General features: G+C 61.6%; 26 protein-coding genes. 18 read left to right on the top strand and 8 right to left on the bottom strand.

Annotated elements, in window-relative coordinates:
• Positions 1-326: 326 nt before the first annotated feature.
• Positions 327-1,883 (top strand): RepB family plasmid replication initiator protein, encoded by a 1,557-nt coding sequence (locus APY03_RS02630; RefSeq protein ID WP_083944123.1) that lies wholly within the window; start codon positions 327-329, stop codon positions 1,881-1,883.
• 150 nt (positions 1,884-2,033) lie between these two features.
• On the opposite strand, the gene APY03_RS02635 is transcribed toward APY03_RS02630, so the two are convergent.
• The 3 genes from APY03_RS02635 to recJ form a co-directional block, all read right to left on the bottom strand.
• The gene (locus tag APY03_RS02635; protein ID WP_068673593.1) at positions 2,034-3,176 is read right to left on the bottom strand and encodes a ParB/RepB/Spo0J family partition protein; all 1,143 of its coding nucleotides are present in this window, start codon (positions 3,174-3,176) and stop codon (positions 2,034-2,036) included.
• Positions 3,176-3,895, bottom strand: coding sequence for a ParA family protein (locus APY03_RS02640; protein WP_068673595.1), 720 nt, complete (start codon positions 3,893-3,895; stop codon positions 3,176-3,178). The genes APY03_RS02635 and APY03_RS02640 overlap by 1 nt, the downstream gene beginning before the upstream one ends.
• Positions 3,896-4,140: 245 nt before the next feature.
• Positions 4,141-5,841, bottom strand: coding sequence for a single-stranded-DNA-specific exonuclease RecJ (gene recJ, locus APY03_RS02645; protein WP_068673597.1), 1,701 nt, complete (start codon positions 5,839-5,841; stop codon positions 4,141-4,143).
• A 266-nt stretch (positions 5,842-6,107) separates the two neighbouring features.
• Here recJ and APY03_RS02650 point away from each other — a divergent pair, with 266 nt between their 5' ends.
• The 5 genes from APY03_RS02650 to APY03_RS02670 are packed head-to-tail and all read left to right on the top strand — an operon-like array spanning position 6,108 to position 10,402.
• Positions 6,108-6,623, top strand: coding sequence for a DUF2726 domain-containing protein (locus tag APY03_RS02650; protein WP_068673599.1), 516 nt, complete (start codon positions 6,108-6,110; stop codon positions 6,621-6,623).
• Between the two features lie 50 nt (positions 6,624-6,673).
• Positions 6,674-7,090 carry a hypothetical protein gene (locus APY03_RS02655; RefSeq protein WP_068673601.1) on the top strand — a complete coding sequence of 139 codons (417 nt, stop codon included), beginning with the start codon at positions 6,674-6,676 and terminating at the stop codon, positions 7,088-7,090.
• A 47-nt stretch (positions 7,091-7,137) separates the two neighbouring features.
• Positions 7,138-7,431: a hypothetical protein gene (locus APY03_RS02660; RefSeq protein ID WP_068673603.1), complete on the top strand. Its 294-nt coding sequence runs from the start codon at positions 7,138-7,140 to the stop codon at positions 7,429-7,431.
• Positions 7,432-7,446: 15 nt separating this feature from the next.
• Positions 7,447-9,417: a hypothetical protein gene (locus APY03_RS02665; protein WP_102906931.1), complete on the top strand. Its 1,971-nt coding sequence runs from the start codon at positions 7,447-7,449 to the stop codon at positions 9,415-9,417.
• Entirely contained in the window at positions 9,398-10,402 is a 1,005-nt protein-coding gene (locus tag APY03_RS02670) for a metallophosphoesterase family protein (RefSeq protein ID WP_068673607.1), read from the top strand. The genes APY03_RS02665 and APY03_RS02670 overlap by 20 nt, the downstream gene beginning before the upstream one ends.
• A gap of 105 nt (positions 10,403-10,507) precedes the next feature.
• Here the strand turns inward: APY03_RS02670 and thyA are convergent, their stop codons facing one another.
• The gene (gene thyA, locus APY03_RS02675) at positions 10,508-11,455 is read right to left on the bottom strand and encodes a thymidylate synthase (protein ID WP_068673609.1); all 948 of its coding nucleotides are present in this window, start codon (positions 11,453-11,455) and stop codon (positions 10,508-10,510) included.
• 177 nt (positions 11,456-11,632) lie between these two features.
• On the bottom strand, positions 11,633-12,247 hold the full coding sequence (locus tag APY03_RS02680) for a transglycosylase SLT domain-containing protein (protein WP_068673611.1): 615 nt from the start codon (positions 12,245-12,247) through the stop codon (positions 11,633-11,635).
• A 280-nt stretch (positions 12,248-12,527) separates the two neighbouring features.
• Here APY03_RS02680 and APY03_RS02685 point away from each other — a divergent pair, with 280 nt between their 5' ends.
• From APY03_RS02685 to APY03_RS02705, 5 genes are all read left to right on the top strand, one after another.
• Positions 12,528-14,486, top strand: coding sequence for a DNA topoisomerase IV subunit B (locus tag APY03_RS02685; RefSeq protein WP_068673613.1), 1,959 nt, complete (start codon positions 12,528-12,530; stop codon positions 14,484-14,486).
• Between the two features lie 67 nt (positions 14,487-14,553).
• On the top strand, positions 14,554-16,827 hold the full coding sequence (parC, locus tag APY03_RS02690) for a DNA topoisomerase IV subunit A (protein ID WP_232324137.1): 2,274 nt from the start codon (positions 14,554-14,556) through the stop codon (positions 16,825-16,827).
• Positions 16,828-16,906: 79 nt separating this feature from the next.
• Positions 16,907-17,407: a disulfide bond formation protein B gene (locus APY03_RS45565; RefSeq protein ID WP_068673617.1), complete on the top strand. Its 501-nt coding sequence runs from the start codon at positions 16,907-16,909 to the stop codon at positions 17,405-17,407.
• A gap of 46 nt (positions 17,408-17,453) precedes the next feature.
• Complete coding sequence (locus tag APY03_RS02700; RefSeq protein WP_068673619.1) at positions 17,454-18,335, top strand: tyrosine-type recombinase/integrase; 882 nt, start codon at positions 17,454-17,456, stop codon at positions 18,333-18,335.
• Positions 18,336-18,407: 72 nt separating this feature from the next.
• The gene (locus APY03_RS02705) at positions 18,408-18,614 is read left to right on the top strand and encodes a hypothetical protein (protein WP_068673621.1); all 207 of its coding nucleotides are present in this window, start codon (positions 18,408-18,410) and stop codon (positions 18,612-18,614) included.
• Between the two features lie 105 nt (positions 18,615-18,719).
• Here the strand turns inward: APY03_RS02705 and APY03_RS02710 are convergent, their stop codons facing one another.
• The gene (locus APY03_RS02710) at positions 18,720-19,046 is read right to left on the bottom strand and encodes a hypothetical protein (RefSeq protein WP_232324138.1); all 327 of its coding nucleotides are present in this window, start codon (positions 19,044-19,046) and stop codon (positions 18,720-18,722) included.
• A 217-nt stretch (positions 19,047-19,263) separates the two neighbouring features.
• Here APY03_RS02710 and APY03_RS02715 point away from each other — a divergent pair, with 217 nt between their 5' ends.
• Positions 19,264-19,605 (top strand): hypothetical protein, encoded by a 342-nt coding sequence (locus APY03_RS02715; protein ID WP_068673625.1) that lies wholly within the window; start codon positions 19,264-19,266, stop codon positions 19,603-19,605.
• Between the two features lie 252 nt (positions 19,606-19,857).
• Here APY03_RS02715 and APY03_RS02720 read toward each other — a convergent pair whose 3' ends face one another.
• On the bottom strand, positions 19,858-20,157 hold the full coding sequence (locus APY03_RS02720) for a hypothetical protein (RefSeq protein WP_068673627.1): 300 nt from the start codon (positions 20,155-20,157) through the stop codon (positions 19,858-19,860).
• A 194-nt stretch (positions 20,158-20,351) separates the two neighbouring features.
• Here APY03_RS02720 and APY03_RS02725 point away from each other — a divergent pair, with 194 nt between their 5' ends.
• From APY03_RS02725 to APY03_RS02750, 6 genes are all read left to right on the top strand, one after another.
• Positions 20,352-20,705, top strand: a complete 354-nt coding sequence (locus APY03_RS02725; protein ID WP_146039476.1) for a hypothetical protein — start codon at positions 20,352-20,354, stop codon at positions 20,703-20,705.
• A 2-nt stretch (positions 20,706-20,707) separates the two neighbouring features.
• Positions 20,708-23,272: a preprotein translocase subunit SecA gene (gene secA / locus APY03_RS02730; protein ID WP_068673631.1), complete on the top strand. Its 2,565-nt coding sequence runs from the start codon at positions 20,708-20,710 to the stop codon at positions 23,270-23,272.
• A gap of 224 nt (positions 23,273-23,496) precedes the next feature.
• On the top strand, positions 23,497-24,465 hold the full coding sequence (locus APY03_RS02735) for a 5'-nucleotidase (protein WP_068673633.1): 969 nt from the start codon (positions 23,497-23,499) through the stop codon (positions 24,463-24,465).
• Between the two features lie 158 nt (positions 24,466-24,623).
• Entirely contained in the window at positions 24,624-25,115 is a 492-nt protein-coding gene (locus tag APY03_RS45570; RefSeq protein WP_443082794.1) for a peptidoglycan DD-metalloendopeptidase family protein, read from the top strand.
• 347 nt (positions 25,116-25,462) lie between these two features.
• Positions 25,463-25,819 (top strand): BACON domain-containing protein, encoded by a 357-nt coding sequence (locus APY03_RS02745; RefSeq protein ID WP_068673636.1) that lies wholly within the window; start codon positions 25,463-25,465, stop codon positions 25,817-25,819.
• Positions 25,816-26,364 (top strand): AAA family ATPase, encoded by a 549-nt coding sequence (locus APY03_RS02750; RefSeq protein ID WP_068673638.1) that lies wholly within the window; start codon positions 25,816-25,818, stop codon positions 26,362-26,364. The genes APY03_RS02745 and APY03_RS02750 overlap by 4 nt, the downstream gene beginning before the upstream one ends.
• Before the next feature lie 91 nt (positions 26,365-26,455).
• Here the strand turns inward: APY03_RS02750 and APY03_RS02755 are convergent, their stop codons facing one another.
• Entirely contained in the window at positions 26,456-26,653 is a 198-nt protein-coding gene (locus APY03_RS02755) for a hypothetical protein (RefSeq protein WP_068673640.1), read from the bottom strand.
• Positions 26,654-26,682 lie beyond the last annotated feature (29 nt).

The following is a 26,682-nucleotide window of genomic DNA, read 5'->3' on the forward strand; positions in this document are numbered from 1 at the left end:
TGAGTGGATTTGTTATCCACAGGCGGCCGACAAACGCTCACCTGACCAACAAATCAACACACCACAAGGCGGACAAGGGCTCACCGAACCCCGACACCCTCGGCATATCCACAGCCCTGAGCCCGAAAACGCCTCCCAATCAGCGTAAAAGCGCTCACCCGATTGACGCTAACACGTTGATTCCTCACAGTAATTTCAACAGTAAACAATTCAACGGCTCAACAGGAGTCTTCAACAGAAGAAGTCAAACAGCAGTCATGTCTCGGTCCATCTGAAGACGCGAACGCAAAGCCTTAAAACTCACCGTTAAGGCATAATCGACGCCAATGACCACCCTCCCATCCTCACCGCAAGCTGTATGGCCGCTGCAGGCTAGCCTGCTGGCAGGGGATGGCGAACCTCCGCGGCCCGCGAGACGACGTGCTAAGAAGGGTTCGAGCGATACAGCTGGAAAAGGGAGTGCAGCCGAAGGGAAGGAGCTCGACCGGTTCATCAAGACCGTCGCTCCCGACGGCGGATACCTACGTAAGCCAGTAGAAGCGATTCTTGTAACGCCCAAGGAAGGTAAGCTGACGCTGCAGGCTCGGCGATTCCACAACGTTCTCCTGAGGCATGCCCAGGCAAGCCCATTGCCCGCGCCCGGGGAACGCTTCCAGATGCCGCTGTCGCAGTTCGTGCAGAACACGAGGCTTGAGCAGGTCAATAACGCATACCTGGCGGAGGTCCTACGGATGCTCATGACCACCACCGTCGAGTGGGGGGACGCATCGGCAAAGCTTTCTGGCCCGGAATACAAGTGGTCGGCGGCCACCCTTATCTCGCACGCAACGATTCAAAAGCGGGTGGGAGAGGTACCGGTTCTGCTCTACGACTTCGACCCCGACCTCAGACAGAAGATGCTGCGGCCGGAGTTCTACGCAAAAGTGGCTCTAGACGTCGGGCCAAAGATGTCGACTCACGCAGCACACGTCCTGTACGAACTGGGGCAACGGTACTTCAACGACGGCAAGGGATTCCAGAGCCAAGCGCTCCCCTGGCGCCAGTGGGTCGTGCCGCTCACCGGAAACGCCGACAGGCAAGTGGAGGGGCTCGAGTACAAGACATTCATGAGGGACGTTCTCAAGCCGGCGCTCCGGGACGTGAATGACCCGAACGTGCCGCAGATTCCGTTCACCATTGCCATCCATGAGCAACGCCTCGGCCGCCGAGTTGAATTCATCCGCTTCATCGTCCAGCCGAAGCGACAAGGAAGGTCAGCAAAGCTCGGGACTAAGGACGGACTCGAGATGCCGACGGAGGACCTCACCCTCATTGCACGAGCCATCCACCTGGGTATCTCGCAACACGAAGCTGAGGGAATCTACGAAAAGTACGGGCCACGCATGGGGGCCGGCCTTGAAGCCATGGAACGCCGCAAACTGAGCGAACCCATCGCCAACCCGGCAAACTATTTGCGGAAAGTCATTGTGGCCCAGCCGCCCTCAAGGGAGGACGTCCTGGACGTCGAGGTCAAAGCCATCGGCAAGCCCTTGCAGACGGCCGACACGACGACTAAGAACAACCTGGCGGTGCTCCGCAAGAGGCACGAAGAGTCACTTTTGAACGACGCAGAGGCGTTGCTGAATGAGAGTACTGCTCAGATGCGTCGAGCAGAGTACGAGTGTTTCGAGCGTGACGTTCTTGAAGACCTTAAGACGCCCCTGCAACGGGCCTGGCGCGAATTCCGCCGCAAGGACGTCAGCTCGGAGGCGAAACTTCCAATGTTTTTGCGGGACACCTTCCTGCGCTGGTACATCCGGGACAAGGGCTGGAAGGCTCTGGACTCGGATGACCTGCTGCATTGGGGTGCCCAACGGGGCCTGGTCGAGTTCAGGACGGCCTGATTTCGTCGACAAAATCGGCGTGGGCACCTGACCGACCGAGGGCCGCACCGGATTGTGTAAAGGCCGTAAGCGGATTTACGGCCCTGCAGCCTACCCCTGAATACCGCGATTTTGGCGACAAAATCCCGATGTCTGGAGCAGGGGAGGGCGCTACTTAGCGCTAGCTTTCCGGCGCGGAGCCTGCGGCGCCTTGCCGCCCCTCGTCCCTTGCGAGGCCTTTGGCCCGCGGGAGGTCGACTGTGAAGCCGGTGCGCGGGTGCCTGCGGCAGTTGGCTTGCTCCCGGCCCCGCCAAGCAGGCCTTCTGCCTTGAAGAGCTTTTCCAGTCGGTCAAAGAGTTGGTCGCGCATCGACGGCTCCACGTCTACCAGGCTGAATTCGAGGCGATTCGGAAACGCCTTCAGCACTCCGTTGCCCGCACCCTTGAGTTCGCAGCGTCGTTCCGGCGACTGCCGCTTGCTTTGCTCGGCCGGCATGTCACCAGCCTGAGAACCTTTTGCGATTTCCTGCAGCCGCCGGTTCGACACCCTTCGCGCGCGGATTTGCGGGACCAGCTTTCGCACGAGGTCGAGGCCCTTATCCTCGTAGCGGTCGGCAATGACCGCCAACCAGTAGCACGCGTCCACACCAAACGCCCCCACCGTCGATGCGAGCTCGTCGAGGATTTCCCGGGGGAGCGTCCCAATCTTGACCCGCTTGGACACCTCCGATTCGCTCAGCCCCATCGCCTTTGCGAACGACTTGCCGTCCATGCGGTGGGCCTTCATCTGCTCCGGGAACCTCACGGCATCGTCCAAGTGGTGCTGACCCTTGGCCTGGGCATTCATGTCCCGGGCCTCCCTGAAGAACTGCAGCCCCGCTTTGTGCTCAACGACTTCAACCAGGATTGTCGGATGACCGAGGTTCGCGAGCCCGCGACAGCGGCGGTGGCCGGCCTTCAGGACGAACCGTTGCTGCTTCTCGTCGTAGAAGACTTTGGCCGCTTCCTGCTGGCCGATGGCGGACAGCGACGCCTCCAGTTCTGCCTGCTCCGCAGCGTCAAAGTAGACACGGGGGTTTTCGGGATGCTCCACCACCAGGGAGAGCGGCATCGCGACACGGGCGCCAACAGGGTACCGAACCCCTTCGATGAACTCGGCATACCCGCCAGAACCAGCCGCGACCGCGCCCAGGCCGCGGCGAAGCGCTTGGTCGAGTTGCGCCAGGCCGTTGGAATACTTCCGGCGCGGAGTAGATGCGGCCGCCGCGGCAAGCCCGAACGATTCCTTGGCCAGGTCGGGGAGAGCTTTAGCCATCAGAGGAGCTCCTCGAGGAGTTGGTCGACTTCTTCACGCGCGGCCCTGGAACCAGGGATGCGGTACAAGCTTGTCCGGTAATTTGGGGCGTTCTCAAACGCGCTCAACTGCTTGAGCTGCGTCGCTAGCACTTTAGCCCGCACTTGACGCAGCTTGCTCCACTTCGCCACGCTCTCCCGTAAAACCGTAACGAGGCTTACGTTGGTCCGCCGATGGGCCTGCATGAAGTTCACCAGCAAGCGCACATCCAGTCTCGGACGACCGTGAGTGGCCCGCAGCTCGTTGATTTCTGCAAACAAAGGGAAGAGCTCCTCAAGCGCGTCGACGAACATGCCATTCGGCTTTGCGGGAACAACGACCTGGTCTGCTACAAACAGGGCCGCCTCAAGGTCGCTACTTGCCAGGTTTGGTGGCGTGTCGATGACGATGAAGTCGAAATCTTCACCGGTCGCCCGCTTCTGCTCCTCGTTGAGCTGATTCAGGGCTTGCAGGAACTCCAGCGGGCTGAAGCCCGACCGCTTCTCTACGCGAACAGGGAATCGAGGGAAGGACGAGGAGGGACGTGACTCCCACTTGAAGGCAGTCGCTTGCGGGTCTGCGTCAACCGTAACGACGTAAAGTCCTTTACGGCTGAGGGCGTCAGCCAGGCACATCGCGACCGTGGTCTTACCGGCGCCACCTTTCTGATTTGCGGTGACGATGATGCGGGTCTTCTTCATGGATGCCTGAGCCTCGTGTCCTTCGTGCGCTTGGTGAAATTCGGTGGAGAGGATACCAGCTAAACGCATGATTGAGCCTATAGAGGTTCAGCGCGCATGTTGAATTTCGTCGACAAAATAGCGGCGGAAGTTGTGCCCAGCCAGGCTCCGGCGGCGTTCCTAAAAAAAGAGGCCCCGTCCCAGAAGGGAGGAGCCTCGGTAGCCGCCGGCCCAAGATTGGGAACGTGGCAGAAGAAGAATGACGGTTAACCGAAGGTCTCAACCAGCAGCTGGACGTTGGTTTCGTCGTTGAAGCTGTTGGCATCGAGCTTGTATGCCAGCTTGAGCTCCGAGCCCTTTTGCGGCGGCGCGTCAGTATGGCGAAATTTCACAGCGCGAAACTTTCGGCCGTCCTTTTGGAGCAACATGCTCATGTGCTTGCCGCCACCGATGGAGCGAGCGTCGAGGACCTGGAACGCGTCGTAGAAGGTGGGTTCCGGGAATGCCTGGCCCCATACTTGCTCCTTGAGAATCGCGACCGTTTCGAGGCTCATCTCGTTCGCCTCGAGCGCACCATCCACCAGCAGGGTTTGCTGGAGGTCAGCGGCGGTCAACATTTCTCGCGCAACCTTTTCGAAGGCCTCTGCAAACTCAGCCAGGCCGCCGGCGCGTACTGTCACGCCAGCTGCCATCGCGTGCCCCCCGAACTTCGGGAGGAGGCCCGGATGCCGACGGTCGACCAGGTCGAGCGCGTCGCGCAGGTGGAAGCCGGGGATTGAACGGCCGGACCCCTTGAGCTCACCGTCCTTGCCTGAGGCGAGGATGAACGTGGGGCGCCAGATACGTTCCTTGAGTCGGCCAGCGACGATTCCGATGACGCCTTGATGCCAGTCCTCGGCGTGCAGGACGGCCGTATAGCGGTCCGCGCGGACGTCCGTGAGAAGGCGGCGAACGGCTTCGTCCGTCATGTCCCCTTCGATTGCCTTGCGGCGGTCGTTGATTCCGTGCAGCTCCTCCGCCAGCGCCTGGGCTCGTGCCACAGAATCTGTGGTCAAGCATTCGACGCCGGCGTCCATCGACTCCAGGCGCCCGGCCGCGTTGATACGCGGGCCGATGCCGAAAGCGATGTCACTGGTAGCCAGCATGCGCGGGTCCTTGCCGGAGACTTTTGCCAGGAAATCAACGCCGGGGAACGAGTGGCCGGCGCGAACGCGAAGCAGCCCTTCGTTCACCAGAATGCGATTGTTCGTGTCCAGCGCCACCACGTCCGCCACCGTTCCGATGGCGACGATGGGGAGCAGCGAGTCGACCGAGAATTCCGGGTCCGCCGAAACGATACCGCGCTCGAGGAGTTCGTCCTGCAGCGCCCACATTACGTACCACATCACCCCGCAGCCCGCGAGGGCCTTGGAGGGGAAAGGGCAGCCGTGCTGGTTCGGATTCACGATGCACAGGGCATCCGGATGGGTCTCGCCCGGCAGATGGTGGTCGGTGACCAGCACTGGAACGCCGAGGCGATTGGCTTCCTCGATGCCCGCGTGGGATGCGATGCCATTGTCCACCGTCACCAGGTAGTCAGGCTTTGGTTCAGCCGAACAGGCAATCCGGGCGATGGCAGGCGTGAGGCCGTACCCGTGCTCGATTCGGTTCGGGATGATGAAGCCGACGTTTGCGCCGAACGCCCGCAGTGCGCGAACGCCCACCGAGCACGCGGTGGCCCCGTCCGCGTCATAGTCGGCGACGATGAGCAAACGCTTCTTCTCCACGATTGCGTCAGCAAGCACTTTGGCCAATGCTTCGGCACCCAGGAGTTGGGAGTAGGGGATGAGCGCGCTTAGGCCGGTCGACACCTCAGCGGTGTCGGTAATGCCCCGCGACGCTAGGACGCGGGCGAGCACTGGGCTCATGCCGGAGCGGATGAGCTTCAGCACGGTGGAAGGTGGAAACCTTCGTTCTTCGATGTCCATGGGTGTCCTTGAGTGGAAATTGGTCTACGCCGTATAGCGCAGCGCGAACCGGCAGACCTGTTTCAGCCAGCAACGGTATGGCTTCCGAGTTTTATCCATACGTGCTAAAATGCACGCCATTCTCGCGCAGAACTCCAAGAAAGCCAGCCTCTCCCGTGAGGGCCGTTGGTCCCGCGTAAGGCTCTATCAAATACTAAGTTCTTCTTTTCTTTGTATTTTGATGAAGTCTAACTCGAGAGAAAGACTTTAAGTAGAGAACACGTTTTATGCACTTTGGCGTTTTTGTCGGAATCTTGCTCGCGTTGGCCCTCGGCGCGTTGGTCGCGGTCGGCTACCGCCGACACCTGGCCACTCGCGAACTTCGTGTGGGGCGCCATGGCTTTACCCGCCGGCCGCTTCTGACGGGGAACGAAGTCGATTTCTTCCGAAAACTGCAGCGTGCGCTTGGCTCGGAGTTCCAGGTTCTTCCCCAGGTGTCCATGGGCGCTGTGATGGCCACTACGCTCACCCCGGAGCACCCGGACTACTGGGCGGTGCGCGAAAGCTACGCCTCTAAAATCATCGACTTCGTGGTCTGCGACCCAAAACACTTTCAGCCTTTGCTGGTCGTGGAGCTAGACGACCGGATGCACGACTTCTCAAAAGACCGGACCCGTGACTCCCTCGTCGCTCGCTGCGGCCTCCGGACGGTTCGGTTCTGGTCGCGGAAGAAGCCGGACATCGCCACGCTGCGCGTGGAACTCCACCGTCATCTTGGTCACGCCGTCTCTAAAACGCATTGACGCCTAGTTACGATTTAGCTATAATCACGTCTCTCCTTCAGAAACCTAAAATGAACAACAGCCAGAACCAGGAACTGCACGCCGTCCTCAAGCGGTTCGACCCCGACACCCTCGTCGAGACGGTTCGAGAACTCGGCGAGGACTGGGCGAAGGCCAATTCCTCCGCTTCGTCGCTCGAAGAGACCAGAAAAACACTACTGGCCAAGCTGACCCGCGAGTACATGAACAACGGGTTGCGGAGCGGTGCCGCCGGCGAGCGAGCGAAGTCGGTGTCCGTTTCGTCAGCCGAGCAATCGGCGCTTGCCGATGAGCGCTACGAGCAGCACCTGGACCTGATGGTTCAAGCGCGCGAGTACTCCGATATCACCCGGGTCCGATACGACATGGGAAAGATGCGGCTTGAGCTGATGCGCTCGCAAATGGCTACCGTCCGCCAAGAGATGAGCTTCTCTCGCTTCGCGACCTGACCAGCCGTTGCCTTCGCCTCCTGCAAAACAAAGACCACTTTTCACTGATGACCGCACAAACCTCTCTCGAAATCTTTGAAGCCCAGAAGAAGCGCCACGCCGCCCTCCAGCAGCGCCGAGCGCGCGTCGAGGAACGTCGCGACGCCGAGGCGGCGAATCTGGAGCGCGCCCGCACGGAGGCGAAGCAGCTGCTCGGCACGGACGACGTCGGGAAGCTTCGCGAACTCTACGCAAACGGCGTGGAAGAGAACGACAAGAAAATCATTGCCACCGTCCAGGCTCTGGACGAAATCGACCAGCGACTTGCTGACATTGAACGCCTGACTGCCACGACGCGCTGATTAAGGGTGCCCTCGATGACATTGAACGCGCCAGAACTCCGCCAACGGGTCCAGGGTACCAGCCTGCGCGCCGCTCAACTCAACGGCGTGCTGACCGCACAAGCTGCTCGCAAGGCTGAATTGCTTGAGTCGGTCGCCGCGGCGAAGGCCCGTCAAGGTCTGGGGGACGAGGTCAAGCGCGTCTTCGAGGCGCTTCAAACGAAGGCTCACGAGCGCAGCGTGGGAACGTTCGACCGGCTGCTCACCGCAATCCTTCAAGATGTCATGCCTGACGAGGGCAGCATCCGTCTGCTGCCGAAGTACCGGGACAACACGACCTGGCTCGACGTGGCCCTGGAGAAGAACGGCCATCTGGAAGACATCCTTGATGGGAATGGCGGCGCGGTCACCAATGTCGTCAGCGCCGGCCTCCGCTTTGCGGCGCTCACCCGCACCAAGAACCGCGGCCTGATGGTCTTGGATGAACCAGACTGCTGGATTCAGCCGGAGCGCATTCCGGCGTTCATCCGAGTCCTAGCCCAGGTTGCTGAATCCGCAAAGGTGCAGACCTTTTTCGTCTCCCATTTCGACAAGCCGGAGTCGTATTCCGGCCTGGTGAACGTTGTCCGGCTCGTTCGCGGTGCCGATGGCAATCCGGCTGCCGATGTGAACAGCATCGTCAAGCACCAATGGGAGAACGATGAGGTCCCGGGAATCCGGGCCATCGAGCTTTTCAACTTTCGCGCGCACGTGCACACGACCATCCCGTGCTTCCCGGGCGCTACCGCTCTGGTCGGCGGGAACAACCTCGGCAAGTCCACCGCCATCACAAGCTCGCTGAAGGCAGTGGCCTATGGCGAGTCGGACGATTCGATGGTGCGCCATGGCTGTGATGAGGCGCGTGTCATCCTGCACCTGGAAAAGGGGCAACGCATCGAGTGGGTGCGCTCTACCAAGCGCTCTCCCGCCGTCATGTACCGCCTGTACCAGGGCACCGAACTTCTCCACGAGGGTCGCCCCAAGGCCCGGAACACTGCGCCTGAGTGGGTGACGGAAGTTCTTCGGGTTACGAAGCCGGACGACCTGGACATTCAAATCGGTAGCCAGAAGAACCCGGTCTTCCTCCTCAACGAGACGGCTTCCCGGCGCGCTCAAATCCTTTCGCTCGGTCGTGAATCCGGCCACCACAAGGCGCTGATGCGCCTCTATGAGGGCATCCGGACCTCGGACGGCGAGACCGTCAAGCGTGGCGAGCTCGAGCTCACCCGGCTCACGTTCAACCTGGACCGGATGACGCCGGTGCCCGGCCTGGTCGAGAAGCTGGATGCGCTGTCTGCGACGGCCAACGAGCTGGCCGACTACCTTGCGAAGCGCGAGCGCATTTCCTCCCTTCTTGGCCGCATCGAAGAGGCCGCCTCGAAGCTGTCTATCGCTCAGCAGGAATTGTCGGCTCTTGACGGTCTCCCCGAGCTCCCGACGCTTGTTGACACGGCCAAGCGCAAGGCCCTGGCCGACGCCATCGAGCGTAGCCAATTCCTGGTGAACACCCTCAAGGTGCCGGAAATGGCAGACCTGCCCGACCTTGCTGACATGTCGAGGGCAAAGACGCTTTTGGACACCATCGAACGTGGCCAATACCTGCTCGAGAAGATTCAGGTTCCTACGCTCCCGGAGCTACCCGTTTTGACGGACACCGCCTCTATCGCGGCACTGGGCGTGCGGCTCACAGGCAGCATCGCGAAGCTTGCCGCCATGGAGTCGCTGCCCGAGCTGCCTGCGCTGCCGACGCTCAAGGACTTCAGCGGCATGCACCGCGCCATCGAGACCATCTCGGAGACCGAAAGCCGGTTGGCTGCTGCTGTGGCCGAAGTTGCTAAGGCGACCGCCGAAGAAACCACCGCTCGCGACGAGTTCGAAAGCCTAAAACAAGCCCTGGGTGTCTGCCCGCTGTGCGATTCGCACCTGGCCACCCACACAGGAACAGACCATGCACATCACGCCCACTGAGCAACGCAGCTTCAACGGCATCCTGTTCATAGGTGACCCTCATGTTACCTCCAAGCGACCTGGGCGCCGCAAGGATGACTATCTGGCATCCGTCCTCGCGAAACTCGAGGAATGCGCCGAAATCTGTGACGACTATGGCCTGCTGCCGGTCATCCTGGGCGACCTGCTGCATCGCAGCGATGACAACAACCTGCGCATGCTCAACCGCCTGATGACCGTCTTGAAGCGCTTCCCGGTGCCGCCGCTCACGCTGGAAGGCAACCACGACAAGGAAGAAACCTCGTTGACCGAGAGCGATGCGCTGTACTTGCTGGCGCAGGCCGGCGCCGTGCACGTGCTGGAAACGGCCGGACTTGTCGGCACATTCGATGTCGCGGGCCAACCTGTGCGGCTCTTTGCGGCACCTTACGGCTCGGCCATTCCACGGAGTGTTCCGGAAGGGGAGGGCACCGCTGTGCTCATCACGCACCACGACTTGGCCTTCGATGGCGCCTACCCAGGCTCGCTGCCAATCGACCCTGTTGACGGCGTCATGATGGTCGTGAACGGCCATATGCACGACACGAAGCCCAGCGTGATTGCTGGCGCCACCACTTGGCACAACCCGGGGAACATCGAACCCCTCTCCGTCGACCTGGCACATCACGTGCCGAAGGTGTGGCTGTGGTCGCCGGGCACGGGAAATGGCGCCGAACTCACCGGCATCGAACTCAAGCACGGGACTGACCTCTTTGACCTCACCGGTCTGCAGGTTGCCCCTTCTGACGCCAACGCGGCAGTTGCGGCCCTGCCGAGCACCAGTAAGTTCGCGGCGCTCATCACGGAAGAGGCGAAGGCAGATGTTGATGCGGAGCGCACTGACGACGCCTCCATCCTGCATGGTGACCTGACGCAGATTTTCGGCGCCGGCGCCATCTCGGACGCGACGCAGCAACTGCTTCTGGGCCTTTTGGGCCAAGTTCGGCAGGACGCCATGTCCTTGTGAGCTAGGGCACGGTGGCCGAGCAGATGGGCTTACCTTTGGACGGCCCGGAAAGAAAAAAGCCCCTCGTGGAGGGGCTTTTGCGTGAATGACGGCAGGGATGGTGGCTTACGCGGCCATATCGAGCTTGATTGCAGGATGGCACTGATAGCCGACCAACTTGACATCCTCGGGGTCCAAGCGCGCAAACACGCCAGGAATTTCATCGACTGAGTTCAGCCTCGGGATATTGCCCAAGTCCAAGGTTGGCTGGGGAAAGTGTTCGCGGGACAGCAGCTCCTTGACGCCCGGAATATGCGGCACATAAATGTGGGCGTCACCGATAAATTGGGTCATGGTCCCCGCTTTACGTCCAGAGAGCCGCGCCATGATTTCCAGAAGCAGTGCGCCAATTACTAAATTAAAGGCCAATGCGGTGTCAAAACTTCGCTGAAAAAAGCACATGTGCAGCGTGTTGCTTTCCGTGTCGACCAAGAATTGATAAAGAACGTGGCAGACGGGAATTGATGTCTGGTCATGCTCGTCCGGTCGCCAGCCATTTATTATTATGCGGCGGTCCGTCGGATTGGTCATGATGGCTTTGAGCGCCACCTCCAACTGGTTGATTCCCCGACGCATCACCCAGACGTTGCGAGCGGCGTCATGGGCACGAACCTCGTAGCCAAGCGCTATCAGCTCGTCGCATTCCTTTTGCGAATTGACCTCCCGCCAATCCCGGCAATCGGTCCATTGTTTTGGGTATGAACGCCCAATATCGTCTTCGCCAGTTCTGTGCTTGTTTGCTAGCCACGATGGCGTGATATTGGCATTGCCGTCCCACACTTTGCATCCGAGCTCCCTGAATTGAGCAGCGCTCGTAAAACCTCGGAAGAAACCAAACAGTTCGCCCTTCGCAGTTTTCCACGCGAGCTTCTTGGTGGTAATTGCGGGGAAGCCATCCGCCATGTCGAATTTCAATGTGACGCTGGGCACGAACAGCGTGTCGATGCCCGTGCGGTTTGGCCGCAGGACGCCTTCGTCGAGAATGCGCGACAGCATGTCGTGAAACTGCTGCATTGGGTGGGGCTTCGCAGCCACTGCGGGTGAAGTCGTTTCAGTCATATATTCGTTGATTTGATGTGGCCTGTTGAGACACAGTGTAGGGAACTGCCATCCGGCAACCTGCTTTAGCGCCGACCACAAAAAGAAGCTCGGCCGGACGTGAGTCGGGCCGAGCGGATGAATGAGCGCGGGCTAGGCGTCGAGCAGAGGCTTGCGGTTCTTCACGGTCTCCAGCTCCTTGCGGAAGTGGAAAACACGTTCTGCATAGCCGCGGGCCTTGCCTGAGTACTTTGCCAGGGTCGACGTGAGCGACCCGCGTTGCTGCGCGTGGTATTCCGCCAGGATGGTGGTTCCGACGCGGATATTGACCTCCGGCGAGCGCAAGAGGACCTCAGGGTCTTGCTTGGAGCGCATCTTTTCCATGTGGAAGCGAGGCACGACTTGCATCAGGCCCACGGCGCCGTATCCGCTTCTTGCCGCCGGGTCGAGGCTCGACTCCTTCATGGCGATGGCCAGAATCAGCAGCGGGGACATGCCGACTTTGACCGCCTCGGAGTAGGCACTGGAGACGATGCGCTTTACGAGCCCTTCAGGCTTCTTGTACTTCGACGCCAGGTGGTCTACGAGCACTTGCTGCTCCGCAGCCACCGCGGCCACGCGCTTAGCCTCCTGAGCCCTTACTTCGACCAGGGCGGTCGGGAACACCTCAGTTGCGACAAATGTGCTGTGCACTGGCGCGTTGGCGAGACATAGAACGAGCGCGAGAGCGAGCATTCCGACGTGAAACGTCAGTTTGATTGACTTCATGATTGCCTTCTAAAACAGATGTAACTCCTGCGTTTAGGCAACGCGGGACGGCAGGGCAGGGCGCCAGCAAAGTGGCGGCCCGATGGCCCGAAGGGCCATTCGCCTCGTAGGTCGAACAGAGGCGCTCGATAGACGAGGGGAATCGCCGGCCTGGAGTAAGGTGGCCGAACGTGCCGTGCGAAGCAACCTATAGGGATTTCGGTTTATACGCGGCAGCGCCTCATAACGATTTTAGGGCCGCATGCTATAATGTAAATCCAATCTCGCGCCCACATCGCCTATGACGCAACGTCAGTACAACGAATCCGCAATAAAAATTTTAGAGGGCCTCGAGCCGGTCAAGCTTCGTCCAAGCCAGTTCACCCGCACCGAAGACCCCTTGCACATCGTGCAGGAGTGCATCGACAACGCAATCGACGAGGCCATCGCTGGCTACGCGAAGACGGTGAGTGTTGAACTGCTGCCGGAGGGCTTCGTGCGCGTGGCGGACAACGGTCGCGGCATCCCTGTCGGTCTGCACCCGGAGAAGAAGATTCCGGTCGTCCAGGCCATCTTCACCGTCCTGTACTCTGGCGGCAAGTTCGACAAGACCTCCGGGGGCGCATACAGCTACGCCGGCGGTCTCCACGGCGTGGGCGTCTCGGTCACCAACGCACTTTGTGAGTCCCTGACCGCCTCAGTGGTTCGTGACGGAAAGCGCCACGAGATTTCTTTTGCCGACGGCGACGTGGTGAAGCCACTCTATATGGTCGGGAAGGAAGAGGGGACGGGCACGACAATCACGCTGAAGCCCAATCCGAAGTACTTCACATCGGCCGAGCTGCCAGTCAAGGTTCTGCGCGAACTGCTCAAGACTAAGGCGGTCTTGCTTCCAGGGCTCGAGGTGCGCTTCACGGACGCTCGCCAGGGCCCTGATTCTTCCAAAGAAGAAGTTTTCCGCTACGAGGACGGTCTCCCGGCATACCTCACGGAGTTGGCGGGCGACGAGCCGCTGACGCCCTTGTTGGTCGGCAAGGTCTACGCCGGCGCAGACGACGAAAACTTTGCGGAGGGCGAGGGCGCTGAGTGGGCCTTCTCCTGGTACGAGGGCGGCGATGGGAGAGGGCGCTCCTACGTCAACCTGATTCCGACCCCCCTTGACGGCACCCACGTGACTGGTCTGCGCTCGGCGGTCTTCAACTCCATCAAGAGCTTTGCCGAGCATCATTCGATGCTGCCTAAGGGCTTGAAGCTCACGGCTGATGATGCATTCCGGTCCGTCAAGTTCGTGCTGTCTGCTCGCATGTTGGACCCCGCGTTCGACAACCAGACCAAGGACCGGCTGAATTCCCGGGATGGCGTCAAGCTCCTCGAGCGCATGGCCCAACCGAGCATCGAGGCCTGGCTGAACCTGAACCCTGTACACGCGAAGGCAGTGGCAGAGCTGGTCATTCGCCATGCTCAAACCCGCACGCGCGCTGCCAACAAAGTGGAGCGAAAGCGCGGCAGCTCCGTGGTCATGCTGCCCGGGAAGCTGGCGGACTGCGAGAGCCAGGACTCGAGCATCACCGAGCTTTTCCTGGTCGAGGGCGACTCAGCCGGGGGGTCGGCAAAACAGGCCCGGGAGCGGCACTTTCAGGCAATCCTGCCCCTGCGCGGCAAAGGGCTCAACACCTGGGAGGCCGACCAGGCGACCGCGCTGGCGAACACGGAAATCCACGATATCTCCATCGCCCTCGGCGTGATGCCCCACAAGCGCTCCGACGTCGTTGACTTGACCAAGCTCAGGTACGGCAAGGTTTGCATCCTCTCCGACGCCGACGTCGACGGCAATCACATTCAAGTGCTGCTGCTGACGCTGTTCTTCAAGCACTTCCCCCAGCTGGTCGACAAGGGCCACATCTATGTGGGGCGCCCGCCGCTTTACCGCATCGACGCGGACGCCGCGGGCAAGAAGCGCGGCGCGAAGAAGTTGTATGCCATGGACGAGGCCGAGCTCAACATGTTCGAGGAGCGGCTGCGCAAGGAGGGGTACACGAAGACCCAGGTGAGCCGCTTCAAGGGCCTGGGCGAAATGGACGCGCCGGAGCTGTACGAAACGACGCTCCGTATCGATACCCGCCGCCTGCTCAAGGTGCAGCTGCCGGCGGAACAGTTGGGCGACGCAAACCAGATGTTCGAACAGCTCATGGGGAAGAAGAACCCCGCTTGGCGCCGAGAGTGGATGGAACGACGCGGCGACGAGGTCGACAGCTACTGACGACTGGCGGCCGCCCACCCAACCTCGAGCCGCCGGCACGGCCGGCGCGACCTGCATGAAAGCATCAATGGAATCGAACGACGAACTCATCATTCACGACTGGGCTGAGAACGCATACCTCGAGTACGCGCTTCAGACCGTCAAGGGCCGCGCCCTCCCAGAGGTACGTGACGGCCAAAAGCCAGTGCAGCGCCGCATCCTCTTCGGGATGCTGGAACTGGGTCTTTCCGGCCCGGCGAAGCCGGTCAAGAGCGCTCGCGTCGTGGGCGAGGTGCTCGGTAAGCTGCACCCCCATGGTGACAGCGCGGCCTATGACGCCATGGTGCGGATGGCACAGGACTTCACCCTCCGATATCCGCTCGTCCAAGGGCAGGGCAACTTCGGTTCCCGTGACGGCGACTCCGCTGCCGCGATGCGGTACACCGAGTCCAAGCTGACGGCGATTTCGGAGCTCCTGCTGTCCGAACTGCGGCTCGGGACCGTCGATTTCGTCGACAACTACGACGGCACGCTCAAAGAGCCGCGTTACCTCCCTGCCCGCCTCCCATTCACTTTGCTGAACGGGTCCAAGGGCGTTGCGGTTGGCCTGGCCAACGACATCCTCCCGCACAATCTGCGAGAGGTCGCCAACGCAGCAGTGGCGGTCATCGAGAATCCGGACGTCACAGTCTCGGAGATTCTGAAGCTCATCCCGGGCCCGGACTTTCCGGACGGGGCGCAAGTCATCAGTTCCGCCGCAGACATCGAGGCCGCATACACCTCCGGTCGCGGAAGCCTGCGTTGCCGTGCCGTGTGGAGTCGAGAGGACCTGGCACGTGGGCAGTGGCAGGTCATCGTCTCGCAGCTCCCCTACCAGGTCTCGGTGAAGACAATCATGGAGGAAATCGAGACCCTTACCAACCCGCAACCCAAGGCCGGCAAAAAGACCATCGACCAGCGCCAGGCCAACCTGAAACAGGTCGCGCTTGACTTCCTGGACACGGTTCGCGACGAGTCGGGCAAGCTGGCACCCGTACGCCTGGTGATTGAGCCGAAGAACTCGAAGGTCGACCAGGAACAGATGATGGCCTTCCTCCTGGCCAACACCAGCCTCGAGGCGTCGGTGACCGTGAACATGACCGTCATCGGCATCGACAACCGGCCTCAGACGAAGGGTATCGATGCACTCCTGAAGGAGTGGGCCGAGTTCCGGATGACCACCGTGCGCCGGCGCACGCAGTTCCAACTGGACGGAGCGAACAAGCGTATTCACATCCTCGAGGGCCGCATGGTGGTCTTCGTGAGTCTGGACCGTGTCATCAAAATCATCCGAGAAGCGGACGACCCGGCGGCTCAACTGAAGGCGGAGCTTGGCCTGAGTGACATCCAGACCACGGACATCCTGGAGATGCGCTTGCGGCAGCTCAACAAGCTGGAAGGTTTCAAGCTGGAGAGCGAGCTGGACGAGCTCCGCAAGGAACGCACGCGGCTCGAGGCGCTGTTGGCGTCCGACCCGGCAATGCGCCGCATGGTCATCTCTGAAATCAAGGCCGACGCTGCGAAGTACGGCGACGACCGCCGGACCCTGCTGCAGCCCGCTGCACGCGCAGAGGCAGGCGTTTCCTCGACGGTGAACCTGCCGGATGAGGAAATCACGGTCGTTCTGTCCCGCAACCTCTGGCTCAAGGCCTACAAGGGGCACGACGTGCCGCCGGAGGCCTATGTGCTCAAGCAGGGCGATTCGGTTCTCGCGATGGTCAAGACCCGCACGGTTTCGACGCTTTACTTGCTCGACTCGAACGGCCGCGCCTACAGCCTGCCGGCAGGAGGCGTTCCGAACGGCCGCGGCGAGGGTGCCCCTCTCTCGGCCTCCATTGACCTGCAGGCCGGCGCACGGGTTGTCACGATGCTGGCTGGTGCCGACGACGACCGCTTCATCTTCGCTGGTGCGCTTGGCAATGGCTACGTTGCACCGCTCAAGAGCCTCGCCTCGCGCCAGAAGGCCGGCAAGGTGTTCCTGAAACTCGCCGACGGGGAGGCGCCGATGCCACCAGTCGCAATTCCGCAAGACGACACAGGGTTCGTGGTCTGCGGTTCAACGGACGGGCGGATGCTCGCCTTCCCGCTGGCCGAAGTCAAGACGCTGCCCGCCGGTGGAATGGGTGTCATCCTCATGGTGCTGGGCAACGACAAGCTCTCCGCGCTCCTGCATACGGCTGACGCTCCTTTCGAGGGCAAGGGCCTGGCGAACGGAAAAATGGTTGATATCAAGCTGAAGGGGGACGATTGGACCCGCCACGTTCTGCACCGGGCTCGCAAGGGGGCCCAGCTGCCGAAAAAGGCGGTTCTCCAGCCCATCTGACCCGCAACCTCCCATAAAGCCCGGCTCGAGCCGGGCTTAGTGGCGCTGCGGTGTTTAAGCGTCGCGAGCTATTCAAACCATGCGATTCCTCCGAACCAATCGATTCCCGCTCGGCGTCCTTGCCGTCTCCCTCGGTGCCTTGGCGCTCGCCCTCGTGCTGCAATATGGGTTTAGCATGGCTCCCTGCCCCTTGTGCGTACTCCAGCGCCTGGCGCTCGTTGCGACTGCCTTGGTCGGCGCTGCCCAAATGGCCTTGCAGAAGCGATTCACGACGCCACTCACCTGGCTTGGATTCGCAGCTTCACTAGGCGGGTTCACCCTCGCCACGTGGCACATCTTCAAGATGGTTGCCGCCCCCACGGAGGACGCGGCGTGCGGCCCAGGCCTAGCCACCTGGGTCGACAGCCTTTGGACCGCCGAGCTGCTGCCGAGCGTTTTTGCACCCATGGGAGATTGCTTTCAGGACGCGGCCAACCTCCTCGGCCTGCCTCTTCCGGTCTATGCCTGCGGCCTTTTTCTGACCGTCGCAGCTCTTTTTCGTCTAAATGCAATTAACGCAACTAGCACACTAAATTCTTAGTGGCTGTAAACTAGTGGTCCCGCTGGAATTGCGTTAATTGCATTTTATGGACCTCTTTGAATGGGCATTGAAAGTCTCTCGAAAACGGCTCCGCCAGAGCAGCCTGGCCGTATATCGGTCAATGTGGAACGGCTACACGACACGCCTTGCCTCGCCCGCCGCGCCGGCGGGGCCCGCAATCCCCGGCGCTGAGTCGGCCGCGCAACTCGTCGGCGCCCTCGAAGGGGCAGGGGACTACTCCGTCCGCAAGCGTGTTTACGGCCTGGTCCGGTGGACCTACGACACGCTTCAGAAGAGCGGACTTCCGCTGCGCAACGAATGCAAGGAAGTGGAAAAGCTGTTCATGCCGGACTTCAGGCCCGAGCACGAGATGCTGGGCAGGTCCTGGGCCGACAGGATGACCGAGGAGGCGCGCGCGAGCTGCTCGGGATGGAAGAGCGTGCGGTTGGCCGCCATAGTGATGCTCCTCTGTGAAACTGCCCTCAAGAACAGCGAACTCGTCGAGCTCAGGCTCGAGAATCTCAGGGGCACGCCACCGCGGTGGCTCAACGCCGGCCACAAGGCCAAAGAGCGTGAGTTTGTCCTCAGTGCGAAGGCATCGGCGCTGATGACGGAGTGGCTCGCCGTCCGGCCCGCCGTACCGACTGACTTCCTGTTCGTTGCCGATGCGACTGGACGGTGCATGGACCATGCGACGCTTTGGCGTCAACTGAAGCGCGTGACGCTGGCCGCGCAGGGCAGCGAGGGCGTTCGCCACTTTGGCACTGGGCTCATCCGAGCGACGAAGGCACGGGAGTTGAAGGACATGGGGACGGACGTCGCGGAGATTGCGGATTTTCTCGGCCATATGCAGGAAGCCTCGACAGGCGAGTTGCTCGACCGAGTCCGCACCCGACGCGCGGGCAGGGAAGCCGCACCCAGCCGCTGATTTCGCTCCGTTTTAGGCAGTTTGTCCGACTCGCTATAGGAGCTAGGACAACCTGCCTCATAGGAGCAAATCATGGCAAAACGCATCCCCAAGAAAGAGAACCAGCTTTTCGCAGACCGCGCAAAGGCCGAGAACGAACGGGAGTTCTCCCTCGATGGTGACGACGAAGGCGCTGAGACCGAGAAGCTAGACCTCGCCGTTCTCCACGGACAGGGAACCTCTTCGCGTGCAGGTCGCGGTATGGACTCGGACGAATACCGAGGCTTCGCCGGCTTCTGACCCATTCTTCCAAACGCCTGCATCACAGCAGGCGTTTTTCATTGTCCGACGGCGCCCAGACGGCGAAAAAGCCTGGGGTGCCAGGCTCCTGTGCGGTGAGTTGGCTCAGGCCGCCAATCTGGCCAGGTCCATCACGCGGCTCTGGACGGCTGCGCCGCCGATGAACGCCACGGAAGGCAACTTACTCGTGGCCTGCACCAGGTTCCACGCAGAGCGGCCCGCCTGGGCGATGCGATAGCCGAAGTTCCCGCTTTCGCCCTGTCGCTCAACCAGGCCTTGCTCGACCAGCTTACGCAGGGTCATGGCGTGGTGACTTGAGCGGAACGCCCCCAGGTCCCGGGGCCGCCAGTAGCGCCCATCTCGCAATTGCTGCTCCAGTTCATAGAGCGTCTTCAGAAGCTCCGCTTGAGGCGTGGTCATCAAACCCAGCACCTTGCAACTCTGTCTCATCTGTTTAGGCGTTGAAAATGTACGTCGGCAGTGTTATAATCGAGGCCGCCCGTAGCAGCACTTCACCCCTATAGCACTCCGTATTTAGGTCTGCCCATAGCGGCAGCACCCTCCGTCGCAAGTGCCATATAACGACCGACACCCTGGGAAGGGGTGGTCGCTACATCCGGTATAGGTCAACAACATTTTTGGAGCTCACATGGATTGGAAGATACTCGCGCTCATCGCCACCCCCATCCTCTTCGCCATCTTCGCCCAGGGGATTCTCGACGCGCTTCATCCCAACGAAGTCGAAGAGAAAGAATGCGAACGACGCCAGAAGAGGTCGAAATCGGTCGAGCAGATGGCTGACGCACACCCCGCAACTCCCAGCGGAGTGGTGGCGGCAACAGGAGTGCCCGTGAACCACGCCGCCCAACTGGCTCAGAGCAATGTAGAACGTCAGAGGCGCCGCAAGCTCGAAGAGGCGCATGACTACGACGCACCAGCGGACTTCGCGATGCCAGACGACTTCGACTTGGCAGCTGCGAGGCAACTCTAACCCGGTTCCCCCTCCTTCGAGGCCTTCCAATGCAACTGCATTGGAAGGCCTTTTCTTTGGCGATGGCGTCTCAGTCCTATTCGGGTCGACGGCTGCCCAACGGCAAAAAGCCCTCCGGGCAAGAGCCAGAAGGGCTTTAAGAGACGACAGAAGAGGACTAGTGCAGCCTTGCGCGCGTTGAACTCAGCGCTGCGACCAACGGAACAGGGCCAGGCGAAACCGGAGCCTGAACGGGGCTCTCTTGCCCAACGTTCATGGCCACACCGCGTAAACAATGCCAACCGCGAGGGCTGCGGAGAGCGCACTGATAGACGCCAAGTGGTTGTAGTACGACCCCATCGCCTTGCGTTTGGAATAGTCTTCACGCCGCGGGGCAAGCGTGAAATGGGTGACCACCGTTTCCAGGCTCGAAGCAGCCGCCGCCATCACGATGCACATCCAGCTCGTCGGCTCTATGCCAATGGCGAATGCCGCCGCAACGATGATGGCAAGGGGTACGGCCGTCTTGATGGCTGCGTCTGCCCCACTGGGGGCTTTAAGAGTGGTTGTCATTCTCGGGTCCTCGTCTTACCGAAACTCCTTTCGAACTGCGTCCTGGGCAGGGCAGTATGCTCGGCCATTATAGGCCCTTTTAGGGAGCCGGGTCAATACCTAAATCGACAGAAGCGTTATAGCTCGACGCGGCTGGGGCGAGGACTAAAAGGCCTGGCTAGATTTGCCATTAACCTGAACCTCTCAGCCATCAAATGCCCATGACCCCAGTCAAATTCCCGCCCGTCTACCTGCTCGAAATCCTCAGCAGCCCCGGTGGCGGTACCGACGAGTGCGACAACTTCGGGAAACTGGAACTGGCCGTGCAGCGAGCGGTCGACGCTCTCAGCGAGGCTTCCGGGCCGATTGAGGTCGATGTCTCGTTGGATGTGAGCGATGAAATCGAGGGCATCAGCTTTCTGAACGAGGAGCAAGAAGTTCTTGCTCTCATCTCGGTCTACCACCTCGACCGCGACACAGGCGAAGCAACGGACCCCGCCATTGCGATGGCCTGCCGTGGCGACAAGAACGCTCTGCAGTCCGCCATGAATCGCATCGTCCGAGCCTGAACATGGACTTCTCGAGTCTGTATACGCGAGTGCGCTCGCAGTCCGCGCTCAACCGCTTCACGGCAGACGCCAAGCGCATTTCCGAGGGGGAGTCATCTCTCACTTCCCTGCCCGCAGAGGAGCTCAAGGCGCGGTTCCTGGCCCTGCGCGACCTTCCCGAGCCCAAGCGCACTGTGCCCGGGTTCGCGCTCGCGCGAGAAGCCGCACGCCGCGCGCTGGGTTTGCGGCCGTTCGACGTCCAACTGATTGGGGGCTTGGCCCTTTTGCAAGGCAAGCTTGCTGAAATGCGCACGGGTGAGGGGAAGACCCTCACACTCGTGGCGCCCGCGGCACTGCTTGCCCTGCAGGGCAAAGGCGTCCATGTCGTGACTGCGAACAGCTATCTGGCCCGCCGGGATGCGGAACTGATGCGTCCAGTCTTCGAAGCCCTGGGCCTTTCTGTAGCGTTCATCGAGACCTCGCAGACGTCGGCTGCGAAGCGGGAAGCCTATGCAGCGGACGTCACGTACGGGGTGGGCTTTGAGTTCGGCTTCGACTACCTTCGCGACAACATGGTGAGCGACGCCGGTGACAAGGTACAACGCCCGCTGTCGTTTGCTATCGTGGACGAAGTCGACTCGGTTCTCATCGACGAGGCACGAACGCCGCTCATCATTTCCGGCTCGGGAGACTCGCAGGATGCCATCGTTCGCGCGCTCAACCTGACCGCTCGCCAGCTCAAGAGCGGCGTCGACTACGTGGTGGACCCCAAGGAGCGCAACGCCACGCTCACCGAGCGCGGCTACGACGAGGCCGAAGCGAGCCTTGCGAAGCAAGGCATCATCGCGGGCCAAGGCGAGCTCTACGCTGCCCACAACCTGCACATTGCGCGTCGCCTGCATTCCGCTGTGCGCGCCCATGGCGTGTACCGCCTTGACCGAGACTACGTCGTCTCTGCCGGTGAGGTGGTCCTGGTCGACCAGGGGACCGGTCGAAAGATGCCGGGCCGTCGCTTGGAGGATGGGCTGCACGAAGCAATTGAGGCGAAGGAAGGGCTGGAAATCCACGCTGGTTCCGTCACGCGTGCGACTATCACGTATCAGAGCTTTTTCGGCCTCTACGAGCGCCTGGCCGGCTTGACCGGCACCGCGCTCACGGAAGCTGAGGAGTTCACCGAGTTTTACGGCCTCGAGACCGTGGTCGTTCCTACCAACCGACCTGTGGCCCGCATTCTCAAGGAGGACCTGGTCTACCTTGGGAAGTCTGCCAAGTTCGTCGCTGTGGCGGACGAAATTGTTCGCAGGCAAGCGTCAGGCCAGCCCGTGCTTGCGGGGTGCGCGTCCGTTCGCGACGCGGAAGTGCTCAGCCGCCTGCTTGAGAGCAAAGGCGTGGTGCACGAAGTGCTCACGGCGAAGCACCTCGAGCGAGAGGCCCACATCATCGCCCAAGCCGGGCGTCCTGGCGCCGTTACGGTAGCGACGAACATGGCCGGGCGGGGAACCGACATCATCCTGGGTGGCGAAAAGCCATCAGAGGGCGACTTCACTGACCCTGCGGCCTACGCACACGGTAAGGCGCAGTGGGAGTCCGCCCGTGCTGCCGTTCTTGCAGCGGGCGGCCTGTTCGTCCTCGGTACCGAGCGCTCAGGCATCCGCCGGGTGGACAACCAACTGGCCGGCCGCTCCGGGCGCCAGGGCGACCCTGGCGAGGTTCAGTTCTTCCTGAGCTTGGAAGACGAGCTCCTGCGGGTGTTCGGGCAGTCCAGGCAGCTGAAAGTCGTCGCCAAGCTCATCGACGGCGCCGGCGGCGTCCTTAGCGGCAAAACCATCGCGAAGCTTGTGACTACCGCGCAGCGAAGCCTTGAAGGGCAGGGCTTCGAGGCTCGCCGGAATGTCATGAAGTACGACAGCTCGATGTCGGAACAACGCAAGGCCGTTTACGCCCTCCGTGACAGCCTGCTCGCTGACGGCGTCATGGAGTACTGCGAGGCAGCGGTTGACGCGGCTGTCGCCAATTGGGCAAACGTTCGGCTTGGCGTGCACGACATGCCTGAGCAGTGGGACCTGCCCGCGCTAAAGCGCGAACTGGAAGCTGATTTCAACATCCAGCCCGGCCTGGTCGGCTGGGTTCACAGCGAGGACCTGGGTCGCGACGAGGTGGTCGAGCGCATCCGCGCCGCTGTCCAGGCACGGCTCGCAGCCAACCCGCTCGACACCGCCGCGCGCCGCCGGCTGGTACTCAGGGTGCTGACAGACCTCTGGACCGAGCACCTGACTGCACTTGACGAGCTGCGCCAAGCTGTTTCTCTTAAGGGCGCGACCGGACAGAACCCGCTCTTCCAGTTTCACAACGACGCGTTCGCGCTTTTCAAGTCGTTCGAGGAAGCGCTCTGCGCAGAAATCTCGCGGCAACTTCTTTCCTCGGCCCTGCAAGAGGAGCGCGAGGCGAAATCTGCGGACGCCGACGAGCAGGCTCGCAAGGCCGCCCGGGTAGCCGTGGAGCTCGAGCAACGGTGGGTCAAGCGCAATGAACCCTGCCCCTGCGGCTCGGGAAAGCGCTTTAAGCACTGCCACGGAAAACTGCGGTAAGCGGCCCGCCTTGCCCGACGAGCCACGACAGCCTCTCCGATGACACCTGCGGGCCGCTAAAGGCGCGCAGCGTGCTTTAGGGCCGTCGCGCGCCCCTCGAATTTCCTCTAAGTTATTGTCGCGCAACGGAAATTTGCTTGAACGAACGTTGGAGAAATTTCTGGGGAGCGTTGGGAGGTCCGGTCGCTAGACAGGTCAGAACTACTTTTCTGAGGTCAAACCACATGCTAACAATCGCAGTTTCCAGTCGCGCCCTCTTTCACATCGAAGATGGCGATGAAATCTTCCAGACCCAGGGCCAAAAGGCCTTCGACGAGTACATGCGCTCCAAGGCTGACGTCCCACTTCGTCGGGGAACGGCCTTCCCGCTCATTCGCAAGCTGCTCACTCTGAATCGGCCCGGTGCCAAGCGCTTGGTCGATGTGGTCATGCTGTCGCGCAACAGCCCGGTCGCCGGGGTGCGCATAGCGAACAGCATCGTTCACCACGGCCTTGACATCAAGGGCGCGGTGTTCACCAAGGGTTCGGACCGCTTCCGCTTCGCTGCCGGCATGGGCGTCCAGCTTTTTCTGTCTGCAAATTCAGCGGACGTGCAGAACGCCATCGCCAATGGCATCGCCGCGGCAACCATGCTTCCAAGCGAACGAGACGACGACGCCAGCGACGACGACATCCGCATCGCTTTCGACGGCGACAGCGTGTTGTTCAGTTCCGAAGGGGATGAGTGCTACCGCGAGCACGGTCTGGAGGTCTTCCATCAGACCGAGCACCAGAAGGCCGCTATTCCGCTGGGCGCTGGCCCCTTCAAGCTTGTCCTGGAGGAACTGCATCGGATTCAACACGAGTTCCCCGTGAACGAGTGCCCTCTGAAACTTGCCCTTGTGACCGCGCGCGCAATTCCAAGTCACGGTCGCGTCATGACAACGCTCGACTCCTGGGGCGTTGTGCTCGACGTGGCCACCTTCGCGAACGGTGCCCCGAAAGGCCCCATTCTGAAGGCGTTCGGTGCCGACATGTTCTTTGACGACGCTTCGAAGAATATCGACAGCGCACGAAGCAGCGATGTGACCTCCGGCCATGTTCCTTACGGTACCGGGCACGGAATCACAGAGCCGCTCCTCACGCGCGGGGACGTCCCCAGTGCCTCCCGCAGGTCCGCTGCGGCGGGCGTTCAAGAGGCTTGTGCCGCCTAGTCTGCTCATTCGAGACGCCGCCACTTCATGTGTCGGCGTCTCTTTCTTTCTCTGCGCTAAAGGGCAGGGCTATAAGGCTCATGAGCAACCCGACCGCCTGGCTGTGCCCCCTTGAGCTCGAACTCCGCCCTACGGCGGATGCCGAGTCCTTCCGAAGCATGCCCCCTGGCGTCACCGGGCTCCCGATTGGCAGCCACCCGGGCGCCTTCGGCGTGGTGCGGCGTAACCATATCCACGAGGGCGTCGACCTCTATACCGAGGAGGGCTGCCCTGTGCTAGCCGTTGAGGAAGGTCTCGTGGTCGGCGTGATGCCGTTCACGGGCCCGGGCGCGGGCCTGCCTTGGTGGCGAGACACCAAGGCCGTACTGGTCGAAGGCCGGTCAGGCGTCGTCGCCTACGGGGAGGTTTCTCCTCTGGTCTCTTGCGGAGACCGTGTCCAACCTGGGGAGGTTGTGGCGCGGGTCGTGCGAGTTCTTCGCCAAGACAAGGGGCGGCCGACGTCCATGCTTCACATTGAACTCCACGAGCCTGGCGCGCGGCAGTGCCCAGCCTGGCTCAGCTCGGATACGCGTCCGCACACCCTGCGCGACCCGACGCCTTACCTGCTCGAGGCGTCTCACCGCCTCTACCGGCTCCCGCGGAAAAGCTAAATCCGGCGGCTACACGCCGGATGACCCTTTTGCCGAGATACCTCGCCGCCACGCTGGTAGCCCTGGCCTGCACAGGTGGTGCACTTGCCGCCGAGGTTGAGCGGAATCCGTTCAACCCCTCGCCATCCGCGAATACACCGCAGTCCGAGTCGCAGGCTCCAGCCGGTAAAGGCACGCTACCTCAGGGCCTTCCAGCTTTGCGCCTGCCGCCCCCAATCCCCACGGTCGAGGGGCGAGCGGTACTGCCTCCCGTTTTGCCTCCCTCGCTTCCTCCTCCGCCGCTACCAACTGCCAATGCGGCCCCGGCTGGTGCCGACCAACCGTCGCCAGGCAGTGGCTCGCGCCGCGTGTTCCTGAATCAACAGGAACTTCAGGCCCAGCGCAGCCAGTGCGACATCTCGCGCAAGGCGAGCGGCACGGAGGCTGTTTCCCCTGCCGGCGGCACGGTGACGCTGCGCTATGTCGTGAGCAATGGCCGGGTATGCCTTTCAGGCGCAGCTTCCGACTCGACCTGGGCCAACGTGAGCCGCGCTGACGAGAGCCAGGCGTCCGTGGTCATCGAACCCAACGACAGCGCTACGCCTCGCGAAACCACGGTCACCGTCGTCTCCCGCAATGGTCGTAGTGCCGCTTTTCGGATTTCTCAACCCGCCGGCAACGGCTTCCGCGCAATCGAGCCGCAACGCACGGCTACCTCGCCATGAAGGTTATCAACCTGTTCGCAGCACCCGGGATTGGCAAGTCCACCTCCGCACAGATTCTCACTGGCCTCCTGTCCATCGGTGGCTACCGAGTCGAGTACGTTCCGGAGTTCGCCAAATTCCAGACCTTCTCGGGGAACCAGGCCGCCTTGAGCGACCAGGTGTACATGTTCGCCAAGCAGGAGAACCGGCTCCACGTGTTCAAGGACCAAGAGTTCGATTTTGTGGTCATGGACGGTCCGCTGCCTATCGCGCTGCTGTACACGCCCGAGACCTACTTCAAGTACTACGAGCCGCTCGTCATGGAGGTCTTCAGCTCCTTCGACAACGTCAATTTCTTCCTGGACCGAAACCCCTCATACGAGCACAAGAAGCACGGCCGCATCCAGGACCGTGCGCAGTCCGACGCTCTCTCTCTCCGGCTCGAGGCCATCCTGTCACGCCACAAGGTTCCGCTCACCCGCGAGATGGTGCGCCCCCAACTACCGCTTGTGCTCTACGAAGCCTTGACAGGGGCAAAGCCGCCCTCACTTGAAGACCTGGCCTGAGGACAGGTCCAGTCATCCGAAGGCCCTCCGGACCATCAGGTTGGAGGGCTTTGTTCTGGCCGCGCGTTCGCGAAGCGACGAGCTGGGGGCCTCAGCTGACGAAGTTCAGATGCCCTTCCTTCGCCTTCCAGCTAATGTGGACCCAGCCACCGAGGGCGTAGTGGCTCACGCCCTCCGCGTCGAGCAGCCGATGGCCACTGCTTTCGCTGGCCGACAGGAGGGTGGCCGAACCCGAAGACGGATAACAACGGCCGCAGGCCTGGCGCGCATTCGGGTTCGGCTGCGCCAAGAGAAACGCCGGCAAGGCCGGCGTTTGTT

This window comes from Variovorax sp. WDL1 (genome assembly GCF_001541225.1).
Classification (GTDB): domain Bacteria; phylum Pseudomonadota; class Gammaproteobacteria; order Burkholderiales; family Burkholderiaceae_C; genus Variovorax.

Coding starts and splice junctions, on each gene's coding strand:
- APY03_RS02630 (WP_083944123.1), top strand. CDS start 327: ATGACCACCCTCCCATCCTCACCGCAAGCTGTATGGCCGCTGCAGGCT.
- APY03_RS02635 (WP_068673593.1), bottom strand. CDS start 3,176: ATGGCTAAAGCTCTCCCCGACCTGGCCAAGGAATCGTTCGGGCTTGCC.
- APY03_RS02640 (WP_068673595.1), bottom strand. CDS start 3,895: ATGAAGAAGACCCGCATCATCGTCACCGCAAATCAGAAAGGTGGCGCC.
- recJ (WP_068673597.1), bottom strand. CDS start 5,841: ATGGACATCGAAGAACGAAGGTTTCCACCTTCCACCGTGCTGAAGCTC.
- APY03_RS02650 (WP_068673599.1), top strand. CDS start 6,108: ATGCACTTTGGCGTTTTTGTCGGAATCTTGCTCGCGTTGGCCCTCGGC.
- APY03_RS02655 (WP_068673601.1), top strand. CDS start 6,674: ATGAACAACAGCCAGAACCAGGAACTGCACGCCGTCCTCAAGCGGTTC.
- APY03_RS02660 (WP_068673603.1), top strand. CDS start 7,138: ATGACCGCACAAACCTCTCTCGAAATCTTTGAAGCCCAGAAGAAGCGC.
- APY03_RS02665 (WP_102906931.1), top strand. CDS start 7,447: ATGACATTGAACGCGCCAGAACTCCGCCAACGGGTCCAGGGTACCAGC.
- APY03_RS02670 (WP_068673607.1), top strand. CDS start 9,398: ATGCACATCACGCCCACTGAGCAACGCAGCTTCAACGGCATCCTGTTC.
- thyA (WP_068673609.1), bottom strand. CDS start 11,455: ATGCAGCAGTTTCACGACATGCTGTCGCGCATTCTCGACGAAGGCGTC.
- APY03_RS02680 (WP_068673611.1), bottom strand. CDS start 12,247: ATGAAGTCAATCAAACTGACGTTTCACGTCGGAATGCTCGCTCTCGCG.
- APY03_RS02685 (WP_068673613.1), top strand. CDS start 12,528: ATGACGCAACGTCAGTACAACGAATCCGCAATAAAAATTTTAGAGGGC.
- parC (WP_232324137.1), top strand. CDS start 14,554: ATGGAATCGAACGACGAACTCATCATTCACGACTGGGCTGAGAACGCA.
- APY03_RS45565 (WP_068673617.1), top strand. CDS start 16,907: ATGCGATTCCTCCGAACCAATCGATTCCCGCTCGGCGTCCTTGCCGTC.
- APY03_RS02700 (WP_068673619.1), top strand. CDS start 17,454: ATGGACCTCTTTGAATGGGCATTGAAAGTCTCTCGAAAACGGCTCCGC.
- APY03_RS02705 (WP_068673621.1), top strand. CDS start 18,408: ATGGCAAAACGCATCCCCAAGAAAGAGAACCAGCTTTTCGCAGACCGC.
- APY03_RS02715 (WP_068673625.1), top strand. CDS start 19,264: ATGGATTGGAAGATACTCGCGCTCATCGCCACCCCCATCCTCTTCGCC.
- APY03_RS02720 (WP_068673627.1), bottom strand. CDS start 20,157: ATGACAACCACTCTTAAAGCCCCCAGTGGGGCAGACGCAGCCATCAAG.
- APY03_RS02725 (WP_146039476.1), top strand. CDS start 20,352: ATGCCCATGACCCCAGTCAAATTCCCGCCCGTCTACCTGCTCGAAATC.
- secA (WP_068673631.1), top strand. CDS start 20,708: ATGGACTTCTCGAGTCTGTATACGCGAGTGCGCTCGCAGTCCGCGCTC.
- APY03_RS02735 (WP_068673633.1), top strand. CDS start 23,497: ATGCTAACAATCGCAGTTTCCAGTCGCGCCCTCTTTCACATCGAAGAT.
- APY03_RS45570 (WP_443082794.1), top strand. CDS start 24,624: ATGCCCCCTGGCGTCACCGGGCTCCCGATTGGCAGCCACCCGGGCGCC.
- APY03_RS02750 (WP_068673638.1), top strand. CDS start 25,816: ATGAAGGTTATCAACCTGTTCGCAGCACCCGGGATTGGCAAGTCCACC.